Origin of the sequence: Hyphobacterium sp. SN044, assembly GCF_021864465.1 — a bacterium.
Taxonomy (GTDB): Bacteria; Pseudomonadota; Alphaproteobacteria; order Caulobacterales; family Maricaulaceae; genus Hyphobacterium.
Genome location: NZ_JAKKUV010000004.1, coordinates 246,194 through 270,616, shown reverse-complemented (window position 1 = coordinate 270,616; position 24,423 = coordinate 246,194). Strand labels below are relative to the sequence as shown.

Below are 24,423 nucleotides of genomic sequence, written 5' to 3'. Positions count from 1 at the left end.
GGGGGCCCCCCCCAGGGGGGGGGGGGGGCAAATCCCCCCTCGCCCCCGGAACAAGTCCGGGGGCACTCCCCCCGCAAGCGGGGGGAGAAACTCGATTGCCAAGAGGACCGTCATGCCCCGCACCCTGTTTTCCGCCCTTGCCCTGACCACCGCGCTGGCCGGCACTGCCCTGGCGCAGGAGGGTGAATATCTTGACTACCCCGAGACCGCGACGGTCGATCAGGTCGACACCTATCAGACGCCGGACGGCACCGAAGAGGTCGCAGACCCCTATCGCTGGCTCGAGGATTCGGTCCGCACCAATCCGGACGTCGCGGCCTGGGTCGCGGCGCAGAACGAGGTGACGAACGCCTATCTCGAAACCCTGCCCGGCCGGGCGGCGATCGAGGACCGTCTGACCGAGCTCTGGAATTACGAACGCTTCGACACGCCGGAAGAAGATGGCGGGCGATATTTCTACAGCCGTAATGACGGGCTCCAGAACCAGTCCGTCTACTACGTCCAGGACGGGCTCGACGGCGATCCGCGGGCGCTGATCGACCCGAATGCCTGGACCGAGGACGGCACCCAGGCGCTGGCCGGCACATCGCCGAGCCCTGACGGCTCAATGGTCGCCTATCTCGTCGCCGACGGCGGGTCGGACTGGCGCACCATCCACGTGATCGATGTCGAGACCGGCGAGGTCATGGACGACCGGATCGAGTGGGCGAAATTCACCGGCGTCAGTTGGGCCGCCGACGGTGCCGGCTTCTACTATTCCCGCTATCCGGCCCCGGACGAGGGGTCGGAATTCACCTCGCTGAACATGAACCAGGCGGTGTATTTCCACACCGTTGGCACACCGCAATCCGACGACGTAATGGTCATGTCCGATCCGGACAATCCCGAACTCGGCTGGGGCGCGACCGTGTCGGAAGACGGCGACTTTCTGGTCCTCACCTCCTGGACCGGCACCGACGGCAACGGCACCTACGTTCTGAGCCTGACCGAGCCGAATGCCCAGCCGGTCGAGATTTTCGAGGGCTTCGGCAACAACCACACCTACGTCACCAATGTAGGCAGCCGCTTCCTGTTCCAGACCGATCTGGATGCGCCGAACGGCCGTATCGTCGAAGTCGACGTGTTGAACCCGGATGACCGGAGCGACGTGATCGCCGAAGGAGAGACCCCGATCCAGAGCGCCAGCGCAGTCGGAAATCATCTGATCGTGGAACGCCTCGAAGACGCCAAGGCCGCGGTCAGCGTCTATGACCTCGACGGCAATCTGGTGCGCAATGTCGACCTTCCGGGCATCGGCTCGGTCGGTGGCTTCGGCGGTCATCTCGACTCGCCGGAAACCTTCTACACCTTCTCCAGCTTCAACCGCCCGGCCACGATCTACCGCTACGATGTCGAGTCCGGCGAGAGCGCGGTCTTCCGCGAACCCGACCTCAATTTCGATCCGGAAGACTATGTGGTGGAGCAGGTCTTCTTCGAATCGTCGGGCGACGCCCAGGTCCCGATGTTCATCGTGCGCCACCGCAGCGTCGAGGCAACAGGCGTGCAACCGACCCTGCTCTATGGCTATGGCGGCTTCGGCATCGCCCAACTGCCCACCTTCGACGTGCGCCGTCTGCAGTGGATGGAGATGGGCGGCGTCTTCGCTCTGGTGAATCTGCGCGGCGGCTCGGAATACGGCCGGGCCTGGCACGATGCCGGCCGCCTTCAGAACAAGCAGAATGTCTTCGACGACTTCATCAACGCCGCCGAGGAGCTGATCGATCTCGGCTGGACTACGCCGGACAATCTCGCCATCGAGGGCCGGTCCAATGGCGGCCTGCTGATCGGTGCCGTGGTCAACCAGCGCCCCGACCTGTTCGCGGCAGGCCTGCCCACCGTCGGCGTGATGGACATGCTGCGCTTCAACCAGTTCACCGCCGGCCGCTTCTGGGTCGACGATTACGGTTCGCCCCAGGACCCGGAGATGTTCGAGATCCTGCGCGCCTATTCGCCCTACCACAACGTGGCGGAGGGCGAGGATTATCCGGCGCTCCTGATCCTGACGGCCGATACGGACGACCGCGTCGTGCCGGGACACTCGTTCAAATATGCCGCCGCATTGCAGGCGGCGGAAACCGGACCGGCTCCGACGGTGATCCGCATCGAGACGCGTGCCGGCCACGGTGCGGGAACACCGGTCTCGAAACTGATCGAGGAAACCGCCGACAAGTGGGCCTTCATCGCCTTCCACACGGGTCTCGACCTGTCCGGCGGTCTGCCGCAACTCGGGGAGTAAGGCAGGATCACACCGGGGGGAATGCGCACAAGGTCATTCCCCCTGCCTTCTTGACGGCAGATTTGCGAGCTTCACTGCCTCGAGCCGGGGGGCGAGAGCAGTGAGGGATACGACATGGCCCATGCCGTGATCGAAAGATTTCAGGAACTGGAAGAAGCCTTTGCCGGAATCGCCGGCCGGGGTGGGCGCCTGCAGGCCCGCTTCTGCGCCGCCGCCGCGCTCGACTGCGACCTCGCCACTGACACGCTGATCCGCCGCACCGAACGGGAACTGGAAGCGCTGAATGCCGGCCTGTCACGCTGGCGTACGCCCGGCCCGCAGATGCGGCTCGTCTATGCCACGGCGCTGACCACCGCCGGGCGCGATGCCGGCCTGTTCCTCAACACCAAGGACACGCTGAAGGAAACCCGCAAACAGCGCGGTGGCCGCAGCCTGCAGGATGGCGGCGCCTGCGCCGCGCTCGTCCTGGTCGCCTCGGGCGGCTATCCGAGCCATTCCGGCATGTTCTACGACATCCTCGCGGCCATCGCCGCACCCTGGTGGCGGCGTTCCCCGCAGCAGGAAGAGGCCTGTGCCGCCGCGCTGACGGCTTCGGGTGAGACGCCGGACACCGCCGGAGACCTGATGTCGCGCACGCGGATCATGATGGACGCGGCGGGCGTGCCGGGCCGTCACATCGACAAGGCAGTGTATGACGTGGCGCTGAGCGACCCCGACCCGGATATCTATGCGCGCAGCTGGACGGCCCTCAATGTCGCCGCGCGCAGTCAACGCGGCCTGGTGCGTCACAGCGGGTATGACGGGCTCGCCATTCTCGCCTCGCAGGTCGAGGACGGGTCGGAAGCCGGCGATGCCCTGATCGCCGCCACCGAAGCGGTCAAGGCGATGCGGCCGCGCGTGTCGAGCATGGCGGCAGGCCGGCTGGCCCTGCGTCTTGCCGGATCGATGTGCGGCTCGCGCTCGCCCGGGGGCGCGGCTCGGGACCTGTCGGCGATCTATGCCATGCAGGCCGCCGTCATCGCGGCCACGACCGCCAGCGCCGCCGCCGTCGTCGCGGCGAGTTGAGCCCTTCGCGGCAGGTCACTCCCTGACCAAGGTTTGACCCCACGGGCTCCGGTGCTAGGTGGTATCGAACACCCAGCAACCGGAGATGTCCGACGTGATGACACCCGCCGACGCCGTACCGTCCACCGGAGCCGAAACCGCCGAAGGCGTGTTCAACCAGCAATTCATCGCCCAGCTCGTCGATATCGGCTTCGATGCCGCGGTCAATGTCGCTCTGGCGTCGCTGATCCTGTTCGTCGGATTCCTGGTCGCCGGTTTCGCGCGGCGCAGCGTGAAACATCTCGTCGAGAAGAATCCGAAAATCGATCCCACCCTCGCGGTCTTTTTCGGCGGCATTGTCCGTTATGCCATTCTGACGGTGGTCGGCATTGCGGTTCTCACCCGGTTCGGCGTCGAAACAACCTCGCTCGTTGCCGCCCTGGGTGCTGCGACACTGGCCATCGGCCTGGCCTTGCAGGGAACCCTGTCAAACGTCGCCGCCGGGGTGATGATCGTCTTCTTCCGCCCCTACAAACTGGGCGATTTCGTCGACATTGCCGGCGCCAGCGGCACGGTTCGGGACATCACCCTGTTCACCACCGAGCTGACCGCCATCGACGGCGTGCGCATCGTCGTTCCGAACGGACAGGCCTGGGGCGACGTAATCACGAACTACACGGCGAACCCGACCCGGCGCGTCGACTGGACATTCTCGATTTCCTACGACGACGACATCGACAAGGCCATGCAGGTCTTGCGCGACACCATCCTGCCCGACGAACGCATTCATGCCGAACCCGAACCGGTCATCGTCGTGGTGGCGCACAACACCTCGTCGATCGACATCTCGGTTCGCGTCTGGGCGGCGACCGCCGATCACTGGGCGATCAAGTGGGACATGTGGAAGAAGGTGAAGCAGGCCTTCGATGCCAACGACATCGAAATTCCCTATCCGCACCAGGTCGAGATTCACAAGGAAAGCTGATAGGCTTTGCCGCGATTAGGCCCCAATCGCAGGGGAAGAAGCGGCATGAGCAACGACGCACGCACCGAACCGGTTGAGGAAAATCAGCCGCGCAGCTTCCTTGGACGCTGGCTGAAGATCACGCCGGGCGATATTCTCCGCCTGGTCCTGATCTGCGTGGTGGTGGGCCTGATCCTCGCCGCCTTCCGCGTCGATCCGCGCCGTCTCTGGGTCGATTTCTTCGGCACCATGGTTGATGCCTGGCGCGAATTTATCGACATCTCGGCCGATCTCGTAACCTGGGGTCTCGACTACTTTCTCCTCGGCGCGGTGCTGGTCATTCCGATCTGGCTGATCGTGCACACCGTTCGGGCCATGCGCCGGTCGCGTTAGTAAAGTATTCAGCCTGAATCCGCTTTCCGCAGGAAATCGCTGGACATTTACCGTATCACTCGTTCTCCGGGAGAGGACGAATGTCGGCAAATTCAGCCATCGCAACGATCGATGCGCCCCCGCCTTGGCGGGAAGGGCACGCGCTCGTGCTCGAACCGGGTTCGCTCTTCCGTCAGCTCATGACCAGCACGCTGCGCCGGGAATCCGGCGCCCGCGTCTTCGCTGTCGGGCGGCAGGATGAGGCGCTCGACGTCATCAAGAACGAAGCGCCCAGCCTCGTCGTCATGGACTGGTCCCCATTTGACGAGAACGGCCAGGAAATGAAGCTCGTGCGCGCATTGCGCGAACACGAAAACCCGTTCGTTCAGCAGATCCCGCTTCTGGTGACCAGCAATCGCGCCCGGCGGCGCGATATCCTGCACGCCCGGAATATGGGGGCGACGGATTATGTTCTGAAGCCGGCATCGCCCCAGCGCGTCGTCGGGCGCGCCGACGAAGCCGAAATGAACCCGCAACCCTTCGTGAAGGCGACCCGCTATCGCGGTCCCGATCGCCGGCGCCGTCCGCGCGACGTGACGGACGAGCGCTACAAGCGCGGTGCCGACGTCCGCGCAGGACTGATCGACCCCCTCGCCGCCGCGCGAAATGGCGCGCTCGCCGTGGCAGAGGAAGTCGCGGCGTTTGGATGCCCGCTGACCCGCCGCGTCGTGGTCTCGCTGAAACGCTATCTCGAAGCGATCGACACGTTTACCGAGCGTGAGAACGAAGTGGTGGAAATCCACCGCGCCGCACTCGTCCAGCTCGAACGGGCCCGTTTCGAAGGCGGCGCGGGAACTGCCGTCGTCACAGGCCTCGAACAGGTCGTCGCCAACCGTCTGGGCCGCGTATAGGGCGTCCACGGCAAACGCGCCTTGCGATTTTGACAGCGCCCGCCCCTGTCCAATCCGGATCACAGTGGCTAACTCTGCACGCACGAAATGCCAGAGGATGCCATGGCCGAAAGCCTTCAGGACCTGCTTCATCGCCTCGCCCCGCTGCTGGTCGACGGCTCGCCGCATGCCCAGACACTCGGCCTGGCGCTCGACGGTCTCGGACCGGGCCGGGCGACGATGCGCGCGCCCTATCGCAAGGATCTGGTCGGCGACCCGGAAACCGGCGTCCTCCACGGCGGCGTGGTCACGGCCCTGCTCGACCATGCCTGCGGTGTCGCAGCCTTCTCCGGCCTCGGCGCGAAGGAAACCCCCGCCACACTTGATCTGCGGATCGACTACATGCGCCCCGCCCAGCCCGGCAAGGACATCATCGCCGAGGCGGAATGCGTTCGCGCCCACGGCCTGATCGCTTTCGTCCGCGCCACCGCCCATGACGGCGACGAGAGCGACCCGGTCGCCACTGCGCAGGCCGCCTTCATGGTCACGCGCCCCTCGAAGGAAGCGGCCGAACGGGTCAAGACCGCCATTGCCGAAGGGAAGCTGTGAGATGAGCGACGATCTGATCCGCACCCTTCTGGAAGTGCCCTATGTCTCGAAATTCGGCGTCCGCTTCGAGCGTCGCGGCGACGAGCTGACCGGCGTCCTGCCCTATGCCGAACACCTCGTTGGCAATCCGCTCGTGCCTGCCCTGCACGGCGGCGCGGTCGGCGCCTTCATGGAAGTCGTTGCGTCGGGTGCGTTGCTGGCGGCCCAGCCGCTGATGCGCCTGCCCAAACCGATCGACGTCGCGGTTGATTATCTCCGCCCGGCCCGGCCGCAGGACGTCTATGCCCGCGCCGTCATCGGCCGGTCGGGCTCGCGCGTGGCCAATGTCCGTGTCGAGGCCTGGCAGAACCGCCGGGATGCGCCGGTCGCCACCCTGCACGGTCATTTCCTGATCAAGCCCGTCCCGGCGGACTCCTGAGGTCACCCCACCCTGACCCTCCCCTCAAGGGGAGGGAATAGGCACGGCGTTTCGACTCCCTCCCCCGGCGGGGGAGGGTTGGGGTGGGGGGAGCTGCGACGACCTGCCCCCTCGCCGTTAGGCCGGTCCCGCTCTATCTTGAAGGGCATGAAACCCGACACGGTCATTGCCTATTATGACGGCGCGTGCCCGCTCTGCGTTCACGAGATGAAACTCTATGAACGCCGCGGTCAGGGTCATGTCGTGCTGCATGACGTGACCGGCGACATTCCGGACGACATCAACCGTCAGGCTGCGCTCGACGCGCTCCACGTCCGATTGGACGATGGCCGCGTTGTCACCGGTTGGGCTGCCTTCATCGAGATCTGGCGCGTCACGCCGGGCATGGGCTGGCTCGCCGCGCTGACCCGCCCGGCCCCGATCCGGGTGCCGCTCGACTGGCTCTACAGAAAGCTCGCCCCCTACCGTCCGCGCCGCAAATGTGCCGACGGGGCGTGCAGCCTCTGAACGCGCCTTGGCGCACAGGAAGCCGAACCTTCCAGAAAAGACCTGTCCCGTCTGTCAGCGCCCCTTCGCCTGGCGGAAAAAATGGGCGCGCGACTGGGATCAGGTGAAATACTGTTCGAGGCGCTGCGCCTCTCAGGCGTAGCGGGCGAGGCCTTCACCCAGCGCCCGGAACATGCCGGCATGGCGGCCGGCCAGCGCCTCGACATCCTTCGAATACCCGCCGCCCAACACCCCGCAGAGCGGCAGGCCGAGCGCCATCACCCGCTCCGCCACCATCCGGTCGCGGGCGAGCAGGCCGTCATCACTGAGCGAGAGCAGGCCCAGCCGGTCGTCCGCATGGGGGTCGACCCCGGCATTGTAGAAGACGAGATCCGGCTTCGGGCTATCCAGCACAATGTCGAGCGCGTCCGACAACGCGTCGAGATAGGCCGCATCGCCCATGCCCTCTGGCAGGCCAATGTCGAGATCGCTGCGTGCCTTGCGGCGCGGCCAGTTCTTCTCGCAGTGCAGCGACAGGGTAAAGACCCGGTCGTCGGCCTCGAAGATGCGCGCCGTCCCGTCGCCCTGGTGCACGTCGAGATCGATGACGAGCGCGCGGCTGATCGCGCCTTCGGCCAGGAGGGCCGACGCCGCGACGCCGACATCGTTGAACACGCAAAAGCCCGCCCCGCCCTCGCGGCTGGCGTGGTGGCTGCCCCCGGCCGCGCTGGCCGCCGCGCCGTGCTCCAGCGCCATACGCGCGGCAAGCGTCGTGCCCGCAGCCGAAGTCCGGGCGCGGCGCGAGATCGGCTCGGTGACCCTGAAGCCGATCCGGCGCTGCACATCGTCCGGCAGGCTCTGGGTCAGCACGCCATCGACGTAATCGCCGTCATGCGCCAGTTCGAGCCAGCTCGCAGGCGCGGCAATCGGCACGTGAAAGGCGTCGAAGCCCGGTACGATACCGTCCGCGACCAGCCGGCGCGCGACGGCCTCGTACTTCCCCATCGGGAAGCGGTGATGGTCCGGCACGTCGTGCGCGGTGTAGTCCGGCGACCAGACGACACTCAATTCCGTCACGCGAAGTCGTTCTCCAGCACGATGCGGTAGCGGGCTTTGCCCGCGCGCAGATGGTCAAACGCCTCGTTGATCTGCGACATCTTCATGTGTTCGGTTTGCGGCGTGATGCCGTGTCGGGCGCAGAAGTCCAGCATGGTCGCGGCAATGGCCGGCGTGCCGACCGAAGTCGCCGAAAGCTGCGCCTGCCCGCCCATCAGCGCGATCGGGGCCAGCCCCATCGGCTCGGTCGCCGCACCGACGAAATTGAGCCGCCCGTCCGGCGCGAGCGCCTGGACGTAGCGGGCCCATTCCAGCGGCACATTCACCGTCGAGAGCACCATGTCGAACCGGCCGCGCTCAGCCTTCAGCGCGTCCTTGTCGCGCGAATTGACGACCCGGTGCGCGCCGAACGCCATGGCTTCCTCTTCCTTGCCGGGCGAGGAGGTAAAAGCGGTCACTTCGCAGCCCCAGGCGCGGGCGAATTTCAGCGCCATATGCCCCAGCCCGCCGATCCCGATGATGCCGACCCGGTCAGTCGGACGGATTCCATAATGCACGAACGGGTAGAAAACGGTCAGCCCGCCGCAGAAAAGCGGTCCGGCCTTGGCCGCATCGACGCCCTCCGGGATCGGGATCGCCCATGCCCCCTGCGCTCGGACCCGCTCGGCAAACCCGCCGAACCGGCCCTGCCGCGCCGAAGCCACGCCGGTCGCCTCACGGCAGAGATTGTGCTGCCCGCTCATGCAGGTGTGACAACCGAGGCAGGAGTGCGCGAACCAGCCGACACCGACCCGGTCACCGGCTTTGAGGTGCTTCACCGAAGGGCCGGCCTCCACGATCCGGCCGACGATCTCGTGGCCCGGCACAAGCGGATAGGCCGAGACATTCCATTCGTCGTCGACCAGCGACATGTCGGAATGGCAGAGCCCGCAGGTCTCGACCGCGATCTCCACCTCGTCATCGGGCAGCGGCCCGGGATCGTATTCGAACGGGGTCAGCTTGCCCCCGGCTTCTTGTGCGGCCCAGGCCCGGATCATGTGCTTGTCCTCCCTCGCATTGCGACAAACATATAGGGTGGAGGGCCGTGATGTCGCGGGGCGGTTTTCGCTTGTTCCACATCGCACTGCGATCTAAGCGCCGCGGATGACCACCACACCGCTCACCCGCCGCAACGTCTTGCAGCGCGCCTGGCCGCTGGTCTTCGCGAATGCCGCCGTGCCGCTGGCCGGGGTCGCGGACACATTCGTGCTCGGCCTGCGCGGCGACGCCAGTGATCTGGCCGGTGTGGCGCTCGGCGCGGCAATCTTCAACATCGTCTACTGGTCGGTCTATTTCCTGCGCATGGGCACGACCGGCCTGACCGCCCAGGCCAATGGCTCGGACGACGAGGCTGAGGTCCAGCGCACCCTGCTGCGCGCACTCTTTCTCGCCGCGGTCATCGGCGTTCTGGTCTGGCTGATCCGCGCCCCTCTGGCGGATCTCGGTTTCGCCATCCTGCAGGGCGGGCCGGAGGCCGAAGCCGACGGCACCGCCTATTTCACCGCCCGCAGCTGGGGCGCCCTGCCCGCTTTCGGCGTTTTCGCCGTCACCGGCTGGCTGATTGGGCTGGGGCGGTCATCCGAAACCCTGATCGTTCACGGCATCATCAGCGCGGTGAATATCGGGCTCGATCTCTGGTTCGTTCTGGGTCTCGGCTATGGTCCGGGCGGGGTCGGCGCTGCGACTGCGATCGCGGAAGCCTGCGGACTGCTCGTGGCCATCGGCCTGCTCTGGCGCATCCTGTCGCGGCGGGGCGGCCTGTTGCCCGGCATTTTCGGGCGCACGGCCCTGCTCGATCCCGGCGCAATCCGCCGCATGGTCGACATCAATCTGAACCTGATGTTGCGCACCTGGGTGATGATCATCGGCTTTACCTGGTTCGCCAATGCCGGCGCGCGGCAGGGCACGGTGGCGCTGGCGGGCAATCACGTCCTTTTGCAGGTCATCACGATCTGGGCCTTCGTGCTGGATGCCTTCGCCTTCATTGCCGAAGCTGAATCCGGGCGAGCCGTTGGCCGCAAGTCCGTGCCGCACATGCGCCGGACGCTGCGTCTGACCACCGAACTGGCGCTCGCCACCGGCGTCCTGCTCGGCCTTCTGACCTGGATTTTCGGTCCCGCCATTCTGACCGCCGTGATCGGAGATCCCGACGCACGCGCCGCCGCCATCACCTTCCTGCCCTATTGCGCAGCCGTGCCCCTGCTCGGCGCGATGGCGTGGATTTTCGACGGCATCTTCATCGGCGCGACCAGGGGCGCAATGCTGCGCAATGCCAGTGTCGCCGCGGTTGTTGTCTATCTCGCAGCCGATTTCATCCTGACCCCGCCGCTCGGCAATCACGGCGTCTGGCTGGCATTTCTGGTCTATTATCTCGCCCGGGCGGGCGCACTGGCGGCCTATTATCCGGCGCTGGAAAGGCGGTTGGCTTGAACTGTACTTCCCCTCGCCCCCATTTGGGGGAAAGGGTGGCGCATAGCGCCGGGTGAGGGGGAACACGTAACCTTGGATTGCGGAACAGAACCCCTCATCCGCCCTTCGGGCACCTTCTCCCCTTCGAAAGGGGAGAAGGGATGAGCCGCTAACCCACCCCCACCGCCTCACTTACCGAGCCGAACCCGTCCGCCTTCAGCCGCTCGGTCAGGCCGCGCTTGATGCGGGTGACCAGGCCGGGCCCGTGATAGACGAGCGCGGAGTAGAGCTGGATGACGGACGCCCCGGCCCGGATTTTGGCATAGGCCGTGTTCGCATCCTCGACGCCTCCTACCCCGATCAGCGGCACGGACGGCCCGATCGCGGCGCGGAAATCCTTCAACAACGCGGTAGACCGCTCGAACAGCGGCCGGCCGGAAAGGCCGCCGGCCTCGCCCTTGCCGGCGCTTGTCAGGCTCTCAGGACGCTCGATCGTCGTGTTCGAAACAATCAGCCCGTCGAGCCCGTGGGCCACGACAGCGCCGGCGATGTCGGCGACATCGGCTTCAGTCAGATCCGGCGCGACCTTGAGGAAAACCGGCTCCGTCCCCTTCGCCGTCATGACGCGCGACAGGAGGTCATCCAGCGCGGCGCGCGACTGCAGCGCGCGCAGGCCCGGCGTGTTCGGAGAGGAGATGTTGATCGTGAAGAAGCTGGCAAGACCGGCGAGGCGCTTCAGGCTGGTAACATAGTCCGCCGCCCGGTCCTCGCTGTCCTTGTTGGCGCCGAGATTCACGCCGACGACGCCTGCCTGTCCGCGCCGCGCTTCAAGGCGCGCGGCGAAGGCTTCGAGCCCCTCATTGTTGAAGCCCATCCGGTTGATCACCGCGCGGTCCTCGGTCAGGCGGAAGACACGCGGCTTCGGATTGCCCGGCTGCGGGCGCGGGGTAACCGCGCCGCATTCCACGAAGCCGAAGCCGAGACCGAGCAGACAGTCGGGCACCTCGGCATTCTTGTCGTAGCCGGCGGCCAGGCCGACCGGATTGGACAGCTTCAGGCCAGCGAGTTCCGTCGCCAGAACCGGATCGTCGGGATGATGCACTGCGGGGACGAGACCGGCCTTCAGCGCCTTCAGGCTCGCCTGATGCGCGGTCTCGGGCGGAAGCAGACGCAGCGCGGCCGTGCCCAGCCGGTGGATCGCCGTCATGACAGGAAATCCTCCGGCAGTGTCCACTCGCCGTCAGCGCCGCGCGACAGGAGATGCGCCTCCACAACGGCGCTCAGCGGCAGATCGCCGTAGAGATGCGGAAAATCCTCCCCGCCCCGCGACTTCTCCCATTTCAGGGCCGTGCCCAGCGCCCCGGCATCGATTGCGGCGAACACCAGCCGCGTCGCCTCGGCGAAGTGCCTGAACAGCGTGCCTGGCGTCTGATCGGCGGTAGAGAAATGGATGAAACCGTCGCGGCGATCATGCTCCGACCCCGTATAGATGCCGGACAGAAGCGCCCCCCCCCAATCGGCGGGATCGGCGATCTTGTAGATGCGGGAAGGACGCTGGCTCATGCCGCTCCGGATATCCCCGCGCCGGGCCGCGCACAAGAGTTGCGGTTGCGCCGGACCCAGAGAGAGGATAATAATCCTTTCAGGTAGCACAAAACAGAAACAAAAGGAGGGGTTGTATGTTGACCCACATGCAGGTGTGGCGCGGCGTCGACCGACTCGCCGCCCGGGCCGGGATGACCCCTTCCGGATTGGCGAAGGCCGCGGGGCTCGACCCGACCACCTTCAACCCGTCCAAACGCACATCGGATCGCGGAACCCGGCCGCGCTGGCCCTCGACCGAAAGCCTCGCCAAGGCGCTCGAGGCGACACGCGTCAGTTTCGAGGATTTCGCCGCGATGGCCACCGGCGCGTCGACCGGGCGCACCGTCCCCCTGATCGGCATGGCCCAGGCCGGGGCGCAGGGCTTTTTCGACGATGCCGGCTTTCCGGCCGGTCAGGGCTGGCGCGATGTCCACTTTCCCGGTGTCGAGGACCCGTCCGCCTACGCACTCGAAATCACCGGCGATTCCATGCTGCCGGTCTATCGTGAAGGCGATGTCGTCGTGGTGGCTCCGGGCGACAATCCGCGCCGCGGCGATCGGGTTGTGGTGAAGGCGCGCAGCGGAGAAGTGATGGCCAAACGGCTGGAGCGGATGACCAGCCAGTCGATCACCCTGTCCTCCTTCAATCCGGATTTCCCGGACCGCATTCTCGATTTGCGGGAAGTGGTCTGGATGTCGCGAATTGTCTGGGCCAGCCAGTAATCCCCCGGCCTTCACAAATCCGCCACGAATGCGTCACGAAACCGACCGCGAATCAACGGCGTAAGGGGAACCGATCAGGCGCAAAAGCGTTCGATCATGGTTAACGGACACGCGTTTCCTGAGAAGAAGGAGTTCCGCCCATGTCCATCCTCCCCCGCATCACCACGGCGCAATCCCTCCATGGCATCACGGTCGTGTCGCCCTCCGGCCGCCGCATCGGCGAGCTGGAAGACATCGCCGTCGGCGTGACCACGGGCCGCGTCCTGCACGCCGTCCTCGCGCTCGATACGCCGAGCGAACTCGGCGAACGCTTCTACGCCGTGCCGTGGGAAACCCTGACGCTCGACAGCGCTCATGACCGCTGTGTGCTGAACGTGCCGGTCGAGACGCTCCGCGCCGCCCCGGCCCTGCCGACCGCCGACGCGATCGACCATGCCGATCCGCGGCTGCGCAGTGCCATCGCGACGCATTTCGGGCGCTACCCGAACGCGGCGTAGTCACCCGCGTGAGTATCCGGTGATCCGGAGGCGGTCAGGCCTCCGGATACTGGAACACCTCCTCGAGCGGCACGCGGAAGACCCGCGCGATCTGGAAGGCGACTTCCAGCGACGGGGAGTATTTTCCCTGCTCGATCGCGATGATGGTCTGCCGCGTGACCCCGACCCGTTTGGCGAGCTCCGCCTGGGTCATCTCCTCCGAGTGAAACCGCAAGGTCCGGATCTGGTTGGTGATGAGGGTAGGCTTGGCCATGGCTCACACCCCCCGGCGGTAGTCGATCAGCTTCGACACCGCCTTGACGATTTCGCCGGCCACAAGCCCGGCCAGGATCGCATTGGCAATCATCCAGACCGGAAAGCCCAGCATTGCGAGCGCCAGCGCGCCCAGGGAGATAACGCTCTGCACCACGCCGCCGCGCTGGTCACCGCGCATCTCGATCAGCTTGTCGCGCTCATCGCGGCTGTCATCGGCCTCGGACGGTTTCAGGATGGCGATGGCGATATGCGCGATGATCGCCAGGACGATGACCACGCCAACGGTAACGATCATCGTCGCATTGGTCGCGGCCAGCGCCTCTTCCGGCGGCACGTCCGCCGTCAATATGCCCAGCACCGCCCCGCCGAAATACACGCCATAGACGCCCAGCATGATGAGCAGCATGGCGATATTGCTTTTCTCGTGAAAACTCATGTTAGCCTCATTCGACCTTGTGTCTGTTATTTTCGACATTTGCAGACATAGACAGCCGATGACGCCATGTCAAACAAATGCGACTTCGTGTCGAAAAGGGGTTACGCGTCCGCCAATTCCCCGGCGAGGCCACGCTCGATGAGGGCGATGGTTTCCGGAATGCCGTAGACCGCCACGAAGCCGCCGAAGCGCGGCCCCTGGCTCTGGCCCAGCAGCACTTCGTACAGACCCTGGAACCAGTCGCGCAGATTCTCGAACGGCTGTTCCTTGCCCGCGGCATAGACCTCGTTCTGGATGGTCTCCGCATCGGTCTCGCCCGGGTCGAGCGCTTTCAGCCGCGCGACCAGATCCTGCATCGCCGCGCGCTCGATATCCGAAGCCAGGCGATAGGATTTGTTCGGCTTCACGAAGTCCTCGTAATAGGCGACCGCGCGTTCCGCGAGGGCGTCGAGGACCGGATGCGTGTCCGGCGTCGCGCCGTCGACATAGCGGCCGATAAAGCCCCACAGCGCCGTCTTGTCCTCGGCCCCGGAAGCCGAGGCGAGATTGAGGAGCAGCGCGAAGCTGATCGGCGGCACGTCGGATGGCGGGTTGCCGTCATGGATGTGCCAGACCGGGTTCTCCAGCTGCTTGTCTGCCTCCTGGCCGGCATAGGCGGCGAGGTGCTGGTAGTATTCGTCGACCGCCTTCGGGATCACGTCGAAATAGAGCCGCTTGGCGGTGCGGGGCTTGGCGAAATTGTAGAGCGACAGGCTCTCCTGCGTGCCGTAGCGCAGCCATTCCTCGACCGAAAGGCCATTGCCCTTGGACTTGGAAATCTTCTCGCCCTGCTCGTCGAGGAAGAGCTCGTAGACATATTGCACGGGCGGCTCGACGCCGAGGATCTTGCAGATGCGCGAATAGATCGGCGCATTGGTCTGGTGGTCCTTGCCGAACATCTCGAAATCGACGCCCAGCGCCGCCCAGCGCATGCCGAAATCCGGCTTCCACTGCAGCTTCGTGTGCCCGCCGGTGACCGTCATGGTGACGTCCGTGCCGTCCTCGTCCTCGAAAGTGATCGTACCCGCCTTGGGGTCGGTCGCCTTCATAGGGACATAGAGCACGCGGCCCGTCGTCGGCGAGATCGGCAGGAAGGGCGAATAGGTCGCCTGACGCTCCGGCCCCAGCGTCGGCAGCATCACGCCCATGATGTCGTCGAACTTTTCCAGCGCCCGGAGCAGCACGTCGTCAAACGCGCCGGAGCGGTATTGCTGCGTCGCCGACAGGAAGTCGTACTCGAAGCCGAAACTGTCGAGGAAGGCGCGCAGCCGCGCATTGTTGTGCTGGGCAAAGCCCTCATGCGTGGCGAACGGGTCCGGCACATCGGTCAGCGGCTTGCCGAGATGGGCGTGCAGCATCTCCTGGTTCGGCACGTTGGAGGGCACTTTGCGCATCCCGTCCATGTCGTCGGAAAAGCAGATCAGCCGTGTCGGATACTGGTCCCCGGTCAGAACCCGAAAGGCGTGCCGCACCATGGCGGTCCGCGCCACTTCACCGAACGTGCCCATATGCGGCAGGCCGGACGGGCCATAACCGGTCTCGAAGATCACCGACCCGCCATCGAGCCCGTTCCGCTCCACGCGTTTGAGCACGTCCCGCGCCAGTTCGAACGGCCAGGCCTTGGCGTTCCGGGCAAGGGCGGGAAGGTCACTCATTGCGTGTCGCTTTCTTTCTGGTGCTGCATGTCCCGCGCGGACTAGGCCCGGCGGCGCGCGCGGTCAACCGCGCGGATTGCGGGCGCGCACGCCGCCGCTATGCTTTAGCCGATCATTCGGGAGACTGCATCATGGTCCGGACCGTCCTCATTGCCCTCGCCGCATGGTGCGTCCTTGTGGCCGGTCGTCCTGCTGAGGCCACGCCCTACGCTCCCATGCAGGTCTTCGCGCCGATCGCCGGGCGAACATTCACCGGCGAAGGCACCGCGCCCGATGGAAATGCGGTCGCGGACGTGGCCCATTGGGAATACATCATCGGCGGGCGCGCGGTTCAGGCCACGCATTCGGTCAATGACGGGGCCTATGGCGGGCGCACCATCATCTTCTACGTCGATGGCGCGCAGGCTTATGTTTTCCACTATTTCACGACCGCGGGCTTTCACACCGAAGGCGTGCTCGAACCGGTCGAGGGCGGGTTCGACTTCGTGGAAACGATCATCGGACACCCGACGATCACGGAGGTGCGCGGCGAGCTCCGCTTCACTGGCGCCGGCTACGACCAGTTCTCGCGATCACTGTCGGACGGCGAATGGTCGGAAGCCGGCGGCTTCAGCTATGTCGAGACGCCGGGCGCGGACGTCCTTTTTCCTGCGGAATAGCCCGGACGTCCGTCAGTCCGGAAGATAAGGCCGAAGCGCCAGCAAACCGCTGATCCGCGCCGCAGGTTCCTCCGGAAGTCCATTATAGAGATCGAGAAGCAACGCCTCCGCCTCGTGCCGTCTGCCGCGCGCCAGAGCGCCATCGACCCACATGAGAGCCAGTGAGGTCCCGTCGCCTGCCAACGCCCCGCCGGCCCCGGATGGCAGCACAGCCTCTCGCGGCAGGCTCACCGAAACGGCCCGCGACAGCGCCTCGCGCCGCGCTTCCGGCAAAAGATCGCGAATCTCCGCGATCTGGTATGCGAGATAGGTTTGCGCGGCCGGCTCGGAGGGCATGCCGGCCGGCAATGCTTCCGCCAGATCGCGTCCGATCCGGCTTGCCTCCTCCCTGACAAGTTCAATCGCCCCCGAAGGCAGCCCGCAGGCCGCCTGCACGATCGCCAGGTCCACGACCCGCCCGTCTTCGTGACCCGGCTGCGGGGCCTCGTAGCCGTCAAACTCTTGGGCGCTCATCATCAGCACGGCCATGCGGGTAGAGGCGGCGAGCATCTGGACCCGCAGCGCGAGCGCGCAGTCACCGGACAGAGCCAGCAGACGGGCCGCTGTGCTCAGATCGTCCGCGGGCAGCGGTGGCGCCCCGCCGCCCAGGGTCAGTGCGAGCGCTCGGCGCGCGGCCCGGCGCGTCATGTCCGCCCGCCCCGCCTCCTGGTGAGCGCCCGCCAGCGTCAGCCAGAGATACACCTGTCCGGCGCGGTCCGGATGAAGCTCCACGATGATGGCGTCGCGCGCCCGGGCGGCCGGTTCCGTGTTCATCTGATCAAGGAATTGCAGGGTCGCGAACACCACCCCGTCTTCGAATACCGGTTCGCCGGTCCGCTCGCCGTCCGCCGCGAGTTGCGTGTGCAACGCTCTCAAAGCCCCCGCAGGGTCGCCGGCATCCGCCAGCACCTGAGCCGCGCGCAGGCGCAGATACAGCGAGAAGGCATTCCGATGGGCGCTGTCGGCCATCATCTGCCGGATCGTTTCCCGCGCGCTTGCGGGATCGCCGAACTCGAGGAAGGCGCGTGCCGCGTCGAGATTCGCAGTCTGGTGACGCATCGCACTCAAAAAATCATCCGCGATCGGCGCGCGGCCCGTCACATCGCGCAGCAGGGCGATCGCCTCGCCGGTCCGCCCGGCGCCATGGAGGGCGTGCGCGAACGACACGACGGCAGCGGGGTCCGCCTCCGCCGCGATGCGCAACTCGTCTTCGAAGGCACGCAAAAGGTCGGGCAGCAAATCGTCCGCGCCAAGTTCAGCCGCACTCGACAGGATCCGCATCCGCTCCGACGCCGCAGAAATCGCAAAGCCGGAACGGATCAACACCCGATCATTGCCGGGCGCGCGAGAGACCGCCCTCGCGGCCTCAAGCTCCGCACCCGTCTGGAGTGCTTCGGCGAGCGTCAGTATCTCACGCATGGCCGCCGCCTGCGTCGGCAACTCCTCCGCCACGGATTGCGCTTCGGGTGGCGGCGCATCCGTGTCTTGCGCCGACGCGGGGACGACCGCGAGGGCGATGACAAAGAGCGGAAGCAGCAGCCTGATCATCGCCCGCAGAGTAACAGCCTGTTTGACGGGTCGCGAGCGAAAGGAACTCAGGGGAGCGGCCGCCGCCTTCGCCAGCGCCGTGCCCGTCCATAGAGCCGTGCCGCGCGCCAGACCGCCACCGCGCCGTAGACGAGCGAGAATGCGATTTGGGGCCAGCTGCCGGTCAGGACGCCATACACGCCCCACAGCGTCGTCGACAGCGCGACCAGCGCCAGCGTCCGGGCGATGCCGCGGGCGAAGCGGGCGAGAATGGCCAGCGCCGTGCCCCCGGCCGCGACCGCACTGTGCCCGCCCGCCGCCAGCGCGACCCAGACCAGCCAGCGGAACCGCCGGTGCCAGCCATAGAGCGCCGCGATATCGAGCGAGCCGTAGAACAGGGAATACCCCGCCCCCGCCGGCTCCCCCAGCGCGAAATAGTGCGCCGCGACCAGCGCCACGCCCGCCGCATCGCGCATCAGGAAGCCGCGCTTCGTCCGCGCACGGGTCGACGCGATGATCAGACCGAATCCGGCCAGCCCCAGCCCCTGAATCAGGGCCTCGGTGACCGGAAATCCGTCCATCACATCCGCCGCGCCCGGGTGAACAGGACGAAGACGATGCCGAACACGGTCGCGCCCAGCGCCCCCATGGCCCAGGCCCAGCGCCACATGTCGGCGGTGTTGATGATCTCGCTCGATCCTGACGTGCCGTCGCGGAAGAACCAGGCGAAATCGCCGATCACCGAGATCAGCGTCAGGCTCGTCAAAATGCCGAACACGACATTGGTCAGCATCTGCAGCCGTTCCTGCGCCCGCGCCGCGGCCTGGTCGTAGATCTCGTTCAGGAATTCGCGTTTTTCCTCGAGATCCCGGGCCAGCGCTTCGAACCGCCACGAACCCATCAGCTGACCCCACAGCTGGCGCTCGAACGGTTTCAGCACGCCCAGCTCGTCATGATGGCGGTGCAGGAAGAAGGTCGTCATGTCGCGGAACAGCCGGAGCCGCTCGCGCAGCTTGCGGGCCCGCGCCCCGGTCCACTTGCCCTTCGAATCCTGGGCCGTTCGATTGAGGAAGCGCTCGGCGGCGAAGAACAAGCGCTCGTCCAGCAGCAGCATCGTCGCATAGGCATAGCCGTAATAGGCGATCAGCGGCTCGGGCGAATAGCGTTCCACGCCTGCTTCCGGCGCCACGACGAAGGAATTCATGTAGCCCGACCAGGCCAGCGCGCCGGGGCCGACTTCGGCGGGGTTTAGCCCGTCGAGCGTCGCCACCTCGAACAGCGGCCGCAGCGCCGCGATCCCCCCTTCGGGCAAGGTGTCCGGCGTGAAGCTCCAGACCCGGTGGACCGAGATCGGCTGGAAGTCCCAGTCAGCATCATCGTCGAGATGCTCGATCTGGTCCTGCACAATGGTGTCGATCTGGTTCGGCAGGGTCTTGGCGATCAGGGCGCAGACGTCCTGCGCTTCCGCCGCCACGCGGGCCGGCAGCTGGCTTTCCGCCAGCCAGTCCGCGAAAGCGCGCAGCCGCTCCGACGACACGCCGTCCGGCACGTCGACCTCGAACGTCCAGCCGAAGACCAGCACGCCGAAGTCGTGGATATTGTACCAGCGCGCATTGCATCGCGCCGTCAGCCCGTCATTGGAGAACGTCTCATGCCCCTGCCGCGCCATGAGGCGCAGAAAGGCATGGGGCGTGCGCGCCTTGCCGCCATAGTCGAGCCAGCCGATCGGCCGCGCCCCGCCATCCCGGCTGTCGGTCGCGGCTTCGTGCGGCGCTTCCGGGATCAGCACGGCCCAGGCCTCGCCAGCCTTGCTGCGCAGCGCCTCGGCCGCCGTCACCTGATCGGTGCGATAGGCGCTCGCCTTGCGCGAGGTGACCAGGAATTGCTCGGTGATGATCGGGCTGATCAGGCTCAGCCGGTAGATGCCCGGCCGCACGACCGGGCCGCTGCCCGGCGTGGTCGTATCCTGCATCGGCTCGTTCCCCCGCTGTCCGCTTCACGTCGATGCCGGACCATCAGACCCGATCGGGCCGGGGATTTGAACCCTTGGGGTGTACGAAATCAGGCGGGGTCAGCTTTCGACTGGAAGCTGATCATCTGACCGTTCGGGGCCGTCAGCATGTAGATCCGCTCGCCATGGGCGTCGGTCGGGCCTTTCGGGTCGAGCCCGTTGGCGCGGGCGTTGGCCGCGAAGGCGTCGGCATCGTCGACGACGATCTGCAGCATGGTCATCTCGCCCATGCCCTCACTTGAGGGCCAGAACTCCATCCAGCTGCCCTCGCCCGCCGGCAGGACGGCGCCGTGGAAGCTGCCATCGTCCGGCATGCCGAGATCGCGCGGCGCGACGCCCAGACCGGCCGTGCCGAGAAACCCGGCCAGCGCCTCGGCGTCCTTCGAAACCTGGCACCAGCGAATACCCAGGACTTTCATGGCGTGCTCCTCCCGCGTTTGCGGCAGGGTCGGGGTTCGGAGCGGGAGAGTCCAGCCGGACGCAGTGGCTTCTCAAAATACCTGACGCTTCCCGGACGGCGAAGCCGGTCCGGGATCCATGCCGTATTGCTTCTGGAGCCCGGTCTTCGCTTCGCGAAACCGGGGAGCGTCGAAGTTGGGTGACGTAGCGGTCGTACTCGCCGGGTCTCCTGCGCAGGCAGGAAACCAGTCTGGATCCCTGCCTTCGCAGGGATCCCGGGACAATACCTGACCCCCACCCCGGTCGGCTGGCTATCGCTCAGCCTCCCGGCCCTTCCCTCAAGGGGGAGGGCGGCAGGAGTTGCAGTAGCTCTCTGTTTGCAAATGACTGACCGGTCAGTTATTAACTCCGCATGTCCCGACCCAAGCGCCAGCGCCGCCCCGAAGACCGCCCCGACGAGATTCTCGACGCGGCCCTTGCCGTCTTCACCGAACAGGGTTTCGCCGCCGCGCGCGTCGACGACATCGCGAAGCGAGCGGGCCTGTCGAAGGGCGCCGTCTATCTCTACTTCCCGTCCAAGGAGGCGATGCTCAATGCGCTGGTCGAGCAGTCCGCCGGCCTTGTCGCGCAATCGGCGGAGCGCATGGTCGCCGCGGCTGCACCGGGCGATCCCGAACAGGCGTTTCGCGCCGTGCTGCGCATGGTGCTGACAGTGCTGTCCGACCCCGAAGTCTCCGCCGCGCCGCGCCTGGTGCTGAGCGAAGCCCCGCGCTTTCCGGAACTGGCGGCCTATTACCGCACGCATGTCATCGACATCGGCCAGCGCGCCTTCCGAGCCCTCTTCGCCGCCGGGATTGAGCGCGGCAGATTCCGCGCGGTCGACGCCGACACGGCGATGCGCGCGCTCATGGGGCCGGTGATCGCACATGTGCTGCTGACCACCGTCTTCAACCGCCCCGGCGATCCCCAACACGACCCCGCCGTCATGGCCGACGCCCTCGCCGACATTGTCCTGAACGGCCTGAAGCCCCGCCCCGGAGATGTGTCATGAAGCGCCTTTTTCTGCTTCCCGCCCTTATGCTGGCAGCCTGTGCCGGCGAGCCGGACGCCGGTTTCCACGGCTATGCCGAGGGCGATTACACCAGCCTCGCCCCGCTTGCATCCGGGCGAGTCGAGAGCGTCGAGGTGCGTGAAGGCGACACGGTCAGCGCTGGCGCGCTTCTCTTCACGCTCGACACCGAGAATGAGGAGGCGGCCCTCGGCGCCGCCGAAGCGCGTCTTGCCGCCGCGGAGGCCCGGTTCGACGATGCCGCCGCCGGAGGCCGTGCGCCGGAAATCGCCGCCGTCCGCGATCAGTTGAGCGCCGCCCGCGCCAGCGCGGCGCAGGCACAGGACGACCTGTCCCGCGCCCGCGAACTCTTCGGCCGCGGGGTCGTCCCGCGCGCGCGTCTGGATGATGCCGAGGCCGCGGCCACAGCCGCCAATGCCCGCGTCAGCGAATTGCGCGAGCGGGTCACCGTCGCCGAACTGCCCGCCCGGGAAGGTCAGCTGCGTGCGCTCACCGCCGAAATCGAAGCCGCAGAAGCGAGCGTCGTTCAGGCCCGTGAAGCCCTGTCACGCCGCCGGGTCAGCGCCCCTTCGGATGGACGTATCGAACGTCAGATCCGCTTTCCCGGGGAATTGGCCGGGCCGGCCCAGCCCGTCCTGCGCTTCCTGCCCGACGGGGCCGTCTTCGCCGTGCTCTTCATCCCGGCAGAAGACCTGTCCGCGACACCGGTGGGCACAGGCCTGAGCGTCGCCTGCGATGGCTGCCCGCCCGGGCTGACCGCGACGGTGATGCGGATCGACAGCGAGGCGGAATTCACCCCGCCCATCATCTATTCCGACAATGAGCGCGCCCGCCTCGTCTGGCGCGCCGAAGCCCGTTTCGAGGGCGAGGCCCCGCCGCCGGGAACCCCGCTAGCGCTGGAGCCGCGCGGATGAACGGCCCCGACGACGGTATCGATTACGTCATAGACGTGAAGGGCCTGACCAAGACCTTCGGCGACACAAGGGTCGTCGACGAGTTCGACATGCAGGTCCCGAAGGGCGCGATCTACGGCTTCCTCGGCCCAAACGGGTCGGGCAAGACGACGACGATCCGGATGATGTGCGGCCTGCTGAAACCCGATGCCGGATCGGGAACCGCGCTCGGCCTCGACATCATCGAACAGAGCCGCGAGATCAAGGCGCGCGTCGGCTACATGACGCAGAAATTCTCGCTCTACGAAGATCTGACGGTGCGGGAAAACCTCGACTTCATGGCGCGCCTGCACGCCCTGTCCGACAGGAAGGGCAAGGTCGAGGCCGCGCTGGAGGAATACGATCTCCGCCCCCGCGCGAAACAGCTCGCCGGCCAGCTGTCTGGCGGCTGGAAGCAGCGCCTCGCCCTGGCCGCCGTGTCGCTGCACAATCCGGGACTGCTGCTGCTCGACGAACCCACTGCGGGCGTCGATCCGAAAGCCCGCCGCGATTTCTGGGACCGTATCCGCGCCCTGTCGCGCAAGGGCGTCACCGTGCTCGTTTCCACGCACTACATGGACGAGGCGGTGCAGTGCGATTCCATCGCCTTTATCGCCTATGGCCGCAAGCTGATCGACGCGCCGTCGGCCGATATCCCCAAGGAGGTCGGGCTCCACACCTGGCGGATCGAGGGCAAGGGGCTCGCGGCGATCCAGGAAGATCTGGAAGCCAATCCCGACATCGAACAGATCGCCCGTTTCGGCTCGGCGATGCACGTGTCGAGCCGCGACGAAGCCGCGCTGAGGCGTGCCGTTCAGCCCTATGCCAGCCGTGAGGGAATCGAGGTCAGCCCGGCCAGGACCGGGCTCGAGGAGGCCTTCATCTATCTGATGGCCGGGGCGAAGGACAATTTCGCATGAGCTTGCAGGCGTCCCTCTCCCGCATCGCCGCCATCCTGGCGAAGGAATTCATCCAGATGCGGCGCGACCGGCTGACCTTCGGCATGATGGTCGGCATCCCGATCATGCAGCTTCTGCTGTTCGGCTATGCGATCAACACCGACCCGCGCCATTTGCCGACCTTCGTGGAAATGGGTGACACCGGCCCGGCTGCGCGCGCCATCGTCCAGGCGATGGAGACCAGCGATTACTTCGACATCGAGGGCGTGGTCTCCGGCCCTGACGAGGCCGACCGCCTGCTGCGCGAGGGTGAAGCCAGCTTCATTCTGACCATCCCGCCGAATTTCGAGCGCGACCTCCTCCGCGGCGACAGTCCGCAACTCCTCCTCGATGTCGACGCGACCGATCCGGTGGCTGCAGGCGCGGGAACGGGTGCGTTTCCCACCATCGTCCAGGAAGCGCTCGCACCGATCCTGGGAGACCGGACCCTGCCGGTCGAGCCGGTCATCCACCGGCGCTACAACCCGGCCGGCCGCACAGCGCTCAACATTGTCCCGGGCCTTCTGGGCATCATCCTCACCATGACAATGGCGATGATGACCTCGATGGCGCTGACCAAGGAGGCCGAGCGCGGCACGCTCGAAACCCTGCTCGCCACGCCGACCCGGCCGATGGAGGTGATGGCGGGCAAGATCGCGCCCTACATCCTCGTCGGTGCGATCCAGGTGATCCTGATGCTCGCCGGCGCGCGTTTCCTCTTCAACGTGCCCTTCCTGGGCGACCCCATCGCCTTCACACTCGCCGTCTCGCTCTTCATCCTGGTCAACCTGTCGCTCGGCTTCCTGTTCTCGACGATCGCGCGCAGTCAGATGCAGGCGATGCAGCTGACCTTCTTCATGTTTCTGCCGTCCATCCTGCTGTCGGGATTCATGTTCCCGTTTCACGGCATGCCGGGATGGGCGCAAGCCATCGGCCAGATCCTGCCAACGACGCACTTCATCCGCGCGGTACGCGGCGTGATGCTGAAAGGCGCGGAGTTTACCGATGTGATCCCGGACCTGTGGCCGCTGGCGCTGATCTTCTGTGTGATCGCGGCGCTGGCGATGATCCGCTACCGCCGCACGCTGGACTGATCGCC

The 24,423-nt window shown here is 66.4% G+C and carries 28 protein-coding genes; 17 read left to right on the top strand and 11 right to left on the bottom strand.

What is annotated here, in order from left to right:
• Positions 1–112: 112 nt before the first annotated feature.
• The 9 genes from L5876_RS07835 to L5876_RS07795 all read left to right on the top strand — a co-directional run bounded on the left by L5876_RS07835 (position 113) and on the right by L5876_RS07795 (position 7,221).
• Positions 113–2,275, top strand: coding sequence for a prolyl oligopeptidase family protein (locus L5876_RS07835; RefSeq protein WP_236955626.1), 2,163 nt, complete (start codon positions 113–115; stop codon positions 2,273–2,275).
• A 114-nt stretch (positions 2,276–2,389) separates the two neighbouring features.
• Complete coding sequence (locus tag L5876_RS07830) at positions 2,390–3,340, top strand: hypothetical protein (protein WP_236955625.1); 951 nt, start codon at positions 2,390–2,392, stop codon at positions 3,338–3,340.
• Between the two features lie 97 nt (positions 3,341–3,437).
• Positions 3,438–4,304, top strand: coding sequence for a mechanosensitive ion channel family protein (locus L5876_RS07825; RefSeq protein ID WP_236955633.1), 867 nt, complete (start codon positions 3,438–3,440; stop codon positions 4,302–4,304).
• Positions 4,305–4,349: 45 nt separating this feature from the next.
• Positions 4,350–4,676 (top strand): DUF6460 domain-containing protein, encoded by a 327-nt coding sequence (locus L5876_RS07820; protein ID WP_236955624.1) that lies wholly within the window; start codon positions 4,350–4,352, stop codon positions 4,674–4,676.
• Between the two features lie 80 nt (positions 4,677–4,756).
• The gene (locus tag L5876_RS07815) at positions 4,757–5,566 is read left to right on the top strand and encodes a PleD family two-component system response regulator (protein ID WP_236955623.1); all 810 of its coding nucleotides are present in this window, start codon (positions 4,757–4,759) and stop codon (positions 5,564–5,566) included.
• Positions 5,567–5,668: 102 nt separating this feature from the next.
• Positions 5,669–6,154, top strand: a complete 486-nt coding sequence (locus tag L5876_RS07810) for a PaaI family thioesterase (protein ID WP_039718476.1) — start codon at positions 5,669–5,671, stop codon at positions 6,152–6,154.
• Between the two features lies 1 nt (position 6,155).
• Positions 6,156–6,572 (top strand): PaaI family thioesterase, encoded by a 417-nt coding sequence (locus tag L5876_RS07805; protein WP_236955621.1) that lies wholly within the window; start codon positions 6,156–6,158, stop codon positions 6,570–6,572.
• 147 nt (positions 6,573–6,719) lie between these two features.
• Positions 6,720–7,079, top strand: a complete 360-nt coding sequence (locus tag L5876_RS07800; RefSeq protein ID WP_236955619.1) for a thiol-disulfide oxidoreductase DCC family protein — start codon at positions 6,720–6,722, stop codon at positions 7,077–7,079.
• Between the two features lie 7 nt (positions 7,080–7,086).
• On the top strand, positions 7,087–7,221 hold the full coding sequence (locus L5876_RS07795) for a DUF2256 domain-containing protein (protein WP_272906904.1): 135 nt from the start codon (positions 7,087–7,089) through the stop codon (positions 7,219–7,221).
• Here L5876_RS07795 and L5876_RS07790 read toward each other — a convergent pair.
• Together L5876_RS07790 and L5876_RS07785 are read right to left on the bottom strand one after the other, a co-directional pair.
• Positions 7,212–8,135, bottom strand: coding sequence for a histone deacetylase (locus L5876_RS07790; RefSeq protein WP_236955615.1), 924 nt, complete (start codon positions 8,133–8,135; stop codon positions 7,212–7,214). The genes L5876_RS07795 and L5876_RS07790 overlap by 10 nt on opposite strands.
• Positions 8,132–9,151 (bottom strand): NAD(P)-dependent alcohol dehydrogenase, encoded by a 1,020-nt coding sequence (locus L5876_RS07785; RefSeq protein ID WP_236955613.1) that lies wholly within the window; start codon positions 9,149–9,151, stop codon positions 8,132–8,134. Before L5876_RS07785 ends, L5876_RS07790 begins: the two co-directional genes overlap by 4 nt.
• A gap of 106 nt (positions 9,152–9,257) precedes the next feature.
• On the opposite strand from L5876_RS07785, the gene L5876_RS07780 reads away from it, so the two are divergent.
• Entirely contained in the window at positions 9,258–10,583 is a 1,326-nt protein-coding gene (locus L5876_RS07780; RefSeq protein WP_236955611.1) for an MATE family efflux transporter, read from the top strand.
• Between the two features lie 148 nt (positions 10,584–10,731).
• Here the strand turns inward: L5876_RS07780 and L5876_RS07775 are convergent, their stop codons facing one another.
• Both L5876_RS07775 and L5876_RS07770 read right to left on the bottom strand, forming a co-directional pair.
• On the bottom strand, positions 10,732–11,769 hold the full coding sequence (locus tag L5876_RS07775) for a quinone-dependent dihydroorotate dehydrogenase (protein ID WP_236955610.1): 1,038 nt from the start codon (positions 11,767–11,769) through the stop codon (positions 10,732–10,734).
• Positions 11,766–12,125: a DUF952 domain-containing protein gene (locus L5876_RS07770; RefSeq protein WP_236955609.1), complete on the bottom strand. Its 360-nt coding sequence runs from the start codon at positions 12,123–12,125 to the stop codon at positions 11,766–11,768. Before L5876_RS07770 ends, L5876_RS07775 begins: the two co-directional genes overlap by 4 nt.
• A 116-nt stretch (positions 12,126–12,241) precedes the next feature.
• On the opposite strand from L5876_RS07770, the gene L5876_RS07765 reads away from it, so the two are divergent.
• Both L5876_RS07765 and L5876_RS07760 read left to right on the top strand, forming a co-directional pair.
• Positions 12,242–12,868, top strand: coding sequence for a helix-turn-helix transcriptional regulator (locus L5876_RS07765; protein ID WP_236955608.1), 627 nt, complete (start codon positions 12,242–12,244; stop codon positions 12,866–12,868).
• A 140-nt stretch (positions 12,869–13,008) separates the two neighbouring features.
• Positions 13,009–13,365, top strand: coding sequence for a PRC-barrel domain-containing protein (locus tag L5876_RS07760; RefSeq protein WP_052290394.1), 357 nt, complete (start codon positions 13,009–13,011; stop codon positions 13,363–13,365).
• A gap of 34 nt (positions 13,366–13,399) precedes the next feature.
• Here L5876_RS07760 and L5876_RS07755 read toward each other — a convergent pair whose 3' ends face one another.
• The 3 genes from L5876_RS07755 to L5876_RS07745 form a co-directional block, all read right to left on the bottom strand.
• Positions 13,400–13,618, bottom strand: coding sequence for a helix-turn-helix transcriptional regulator (locus tag L5876_RS07755; RefSeq protein ID WP_272906903.1), 219 nt, complete (start codon positions 13,616–13,618; stop codon positions 13,400–13,402).
• A 3-nt stretch (positions 13,619–13,621) separates the two neighbouring features.
• Positions 13,622–14,056: a hypothetical protein gene (locus tag L5876_RS07750; RefSeq protein ID WP_236955607.1), complete on the bottom strand. Its 435-nt coding sequence runs from the start codon at positions 14,054–14,056 to the stop codon at positions 13,622–13,624.
• 101 nt (positions 14,057–14,157) lie between these two features.
• The gene (locus L5876_RS07745; RefSeq protein ID WP_236955606.1) at positions 14,158–15,750 is read right to left on the bottom strand and encodes a lysine--tRNA ligase; all 1,593 of its coding nucleotides are present in this window, start codon (positions 15,748–15,750) and stop codon (positions 14,158–14,160) included.
• Positions 15,751–15,881: 131 nt separating this feature from the next.
• Here L5876_RS07745 and L5876_RS07740 point away from each other — a divergent pair, with 131 nt between their 5' ends.
• Positions 15,882–16,409: a hypothetical protein gene (locus L5876_RS07740; protein ID WP_236955605.1), complete on the top strand. Its 528-nt coding sequence runs from the start codon at positions 15,882–15,884 to the stop codon at positions 16,407–16,409.
• Between the two features lie 12 nt (positions 16,410–16,421).
• On the opposite strand, the gene L5876_RS07735 is transcribed toward L5876_RS07740, so the two are convergent.
• The 4 genes from L5876_RS07735 to L5876_RS07720 form a co-directional block, all read right to left on the bottom strand.
• Positions 16,422–17,996, bottom strand: a complete 1,575-nt coding sequence (locus tag L5876_RS07735) for a hypothetical protein (RefSeq protein ID WP_236955604.1) — start codon at positions 17,994–17,996, stop codon at positions 16,422–16,424.
• A 47-nt stretch (positions 17,997–18,043) separates the two neighbouring features.
• A complete protein-coding gene (locus L5876_RS07730) occupies positions 18,044–18,556 on the bottom strand; it encodes a YgjV family protein (protein ID WP_236955602.1) in 513 nt (170 codons plus the stop codon).
• Positions 18,556–19,947, bottom strand: coding sequence for a hypothetical protein (locus L5876_RS07725; protein WP_236955601.1), 1,392 nt, complete (start codon positions 19,945–19,947; stop codon positions 18,556–18,558). The genes L5876_RS07730 and L5876_RS07725 overlap by 1 nt, the downstream gene beginning before the upstream one ends.
• 89 nt (positions 19,948–20,036) lie before the next feature.
• Positions 20,037–20,405: a hypothetical protein gene (locus tag L5876_RS07720; protein WP_236955600.1), complete on the bottom strand. Its 369-nt coding sequence runs from the start codon at positions 20,403–20,405 to the stop codon at positions 20,037–20,039.
• Between the two features lie 392 nt (positions 20,406–20,797).
• On the opposite strand from L5876_RS07720, the gene L5876_RS07715 reads away from it, so the two are divergent.
• The 4 genes from L5876_RS07715 to L5876_RS07700 are packed head-to-tail and all read left to right on the top strand — an operon-like array spanning position 20,798 to position 24,418.
• On the top strand, positions 20,798–21,436 hold the full coding sequence (locus L5876_RS07715) for a TetR/AcrR family transcriptional regulator (protein ID WP_236955599.1): 639 nt from the start codon (positions 20,798–20,800) through the stop codon (positions 21,434–21,436).
• A complete protein-coding gene (locus L5876_RS07710; RefSeq protein ID WP_236955598.1) occupies positions 21,433–22,368 on the top strand; it encodes an HlyD family secretion protein in 936 nt (311 codons plus the stop codon). Before L5876_RS07715 ends, L5876_RS07710 begins: the two co-directional genes overlap by 4 nt.
• Positions 22,365–23,306 (top strand): ABC transporter ATP-binding protein, encoded by a 942-nt coding sequence (locus L5876_RS07705; RefSeq protein ID WP_236955597.1) that lies wholly within the window; start codon positions 22,365–22,367, stop codon positions 23,304–23,306. The genes L5876_RS07710 and L5876_RS07705 overlap by 4 nt, the downstream gene beginning before the upstream one ends.
• On the top strand, positions 23,303–24,418 hold the full coding sequence (locus tag L5876_RS07700) for an ABC transporter permease (protein ID WP_236955596.1): 1,116 nt from the start codon (positions 23,303–23,305) through the stop codon (positions 24,416–24,418). Before L5876_RS07705 ends, L5876_RS07700 begins: the two co-directional genes overlap by 4 nt.
• Positions 24,419–24,423: the final 5 nt, after the last annotated feature.

What these genes read in the sequence shown, in the direction of transcription:
- L5876_RS07835 (WP_236955626.1), top strand. Translation starts at nt 113, where the DNA reads ATGCCCCGCACCCTGTTTTCCGCCCTTGCCCTGACCACCGCGCTGGCC.
- L5876_RS07830 (WP_236955625.1), top strand. Translation starts at nt 2,390, where the DNA reads ATGGCCCATGCCGTGATCGAAAGATTTCAGGAACTGGAAGAAGCCTTT.
- L5876_RS07825 (WP_236955633.1), top strand. Translation starts at nt 3,438, where the DNA reads ATGACACCCGCCGACGCCGTACCGTCCACCGGAGCCGAAACCGCCGAA.
- L5876_RS07820 (WP_236955624.1), top strand. Translation starts at nt 4,350, where the DNA reads ATGAGCAACGACGCACGCACCGAACCGGTTGAGGAAAATCAGCCGCGC.
- L5876_RS07815 (WP_236955623.1), top strand. Translation starts at nt 4,757, where the DNA reads ATGTCGGCAAATTCAGCCATCGCAACGATCGATGCGCCCCCGCCTTGG.
- L5876_RS07810 (WP_039718476.1), top strand. Translation starts at nt 5,669, where the DNA reads ATGGCCGAAAGCCTTCAGGACCTGCTTCATCGCCTCGCCCCGCTGCTG.
- L5876_RS07805 (WP_236955621.1), top strand. Translation starts at nt 6,156, where the DNA reads ATGAGCGACGATCTGATCCGCACCCTTCTGGAAGTGCCCTATGTCTCG.
- L5876_RS07800 (WP_236955619.1), top strand. Translation starts at nt 6,720, where the DNA reads ATGAAACCCGACACGGTCATTGCCTATTATGACGGCGCGTGCCCGCTC.
- L5876_RS07785 (WP_236955613.1), bottom strand. Translation starts at nt 9,151, where the DNA reads ATGATCCGGGCCTGGGCCGCACAAGAAGCCGGGGGCAAGCTGACCCCG.
- L5876_RS07780 (WP_236955611.1), top strand. Translation starts at nt 9,258, where the DNA reads ATGACCACCACACCGCTCACCCGCCGCAACGTCTTGCAGCGCGCCTGG.
- L5876_RS07775 (WP_236955610.1), bottom strand. Translation starts at nt 11,769, where the DNA reads ATGACGGCGATCCACCGGCTGGGCACGGCCGCGCTGCGTCTGCTTCCG.
- L5876_RS07770 (WP_236955609.1), bottom strand. Translation starts at nt 12,125, where the DNA reads ATGAGCCAGCGTCCTTCCCGCATCTACAAGATCGCCGATCCCGCCGAT.
- L5876_RS07765 (WP_236955608.1), top strand. Translation starts at nt 12,242, where the DNA reads ATGTTGACCCACATGCAGGTGTGGCGCGGCGTCGACCGACTCGCCGCC.
- L5876_RS07760 (WP_052290394.1), top strand. Translation starts at nt 13,009, where the DNA reads ATGTCCATCCTCCCCCGCATCACCACGGCGCAATCCCTCCATGGCATC.
- L5876_RS07755 (WP_272906903.1), bottom strand. Translation starts at nt 13,618, where the DNA reads ATGGCCAAGCCTACCCTCATCACCAACCAGATCCGGACCTTGCGGTTT.
- L5876_RS07750 (WP_236955607.1), bottom strand. Translation starts at nt 14,056, where the DNA reads ATGAGTTTTCACGAGAAAAGCAATATCGCCATGCTGCTCATCATGCTG.
- L5876_RS07745 (WP_236955606.1), bottom strand. Translation starts at nt 15,750, where the DNA reads ATGAGTGACCTTCCCGCCCTTGCCCGGAACGCCAAGGCCTGGCCGTTC.
- L5876_RS07740 (WP_236955605.1), top strand. Translation starts at nt 15,882, where the DNA reads ATGGTCCGGACCGTCCTCATTGCCCTCGCCGCATGGTGCGTCCTTGTG.
- L5876_RS07735 (WP_236955604.1), bottom strand. Translation starts at nt 17,996, where the DNA reads ATGATCAGGCTGCTGCTTCCGCTCTTTGTCATCGCCCTCGCGGTCGTC.
- L5876_RS07730 (WP_236955602.1), bottom strand. Translation starts at nt 18,556, where the DNA reads ATGGACGGATTTCCGGTCACCGAGGCCCTGATTCAGGGGCTGGGGCTG.
- L5876_RS07725 (WP_236955601.1), bottom strand. Translation starts at nt 19,947, where the DNA reads ATGCAGGATACGACCACGCCGGGCAGCGGCCCGGTCGTGCGGCCGGGC.
- L5876_RS07720 (WP_236955600.1), bottom strand. Translation starts at nt 20,405, where the DNA reads ATGAAAGTCCTGGGTATTCGCTGGTGCCAGGTTTCGAAGGACGCCGAG.
- L5876_RS07715 (WP_236955599.1), top strand. Translation starts at nt 20,798, where the DNA reads ATGTCCCGACCCAAGCGCCAGCGCCGCCCCGAAGACCGCCCCGACGAG.
- L5876_RS07710 (WP_236955598.1), top strand. Translation starts at nt 21,433, where the DNA reads ATGAAGCGCCTTTTTCTGCTTCCCGCCCTTATGCTGGCAGCCTGTGCC.
- L5876_RS07705 (WP_236955597.1), top strand. Translation starts at nt 22,365, where the DNA reads ATGAACGGCCCCGACGACGGTATCGATTACGTCATAGACGTGAAGGGC.
- L5876_RS07700 (WP_236955596.1), top strand. Translation starts at nt 23,303, where the DNA reads ATGAGCTTGCAGGCGTCCCTCTCCCGCATCGCCGCCATCCTGGCGAAG.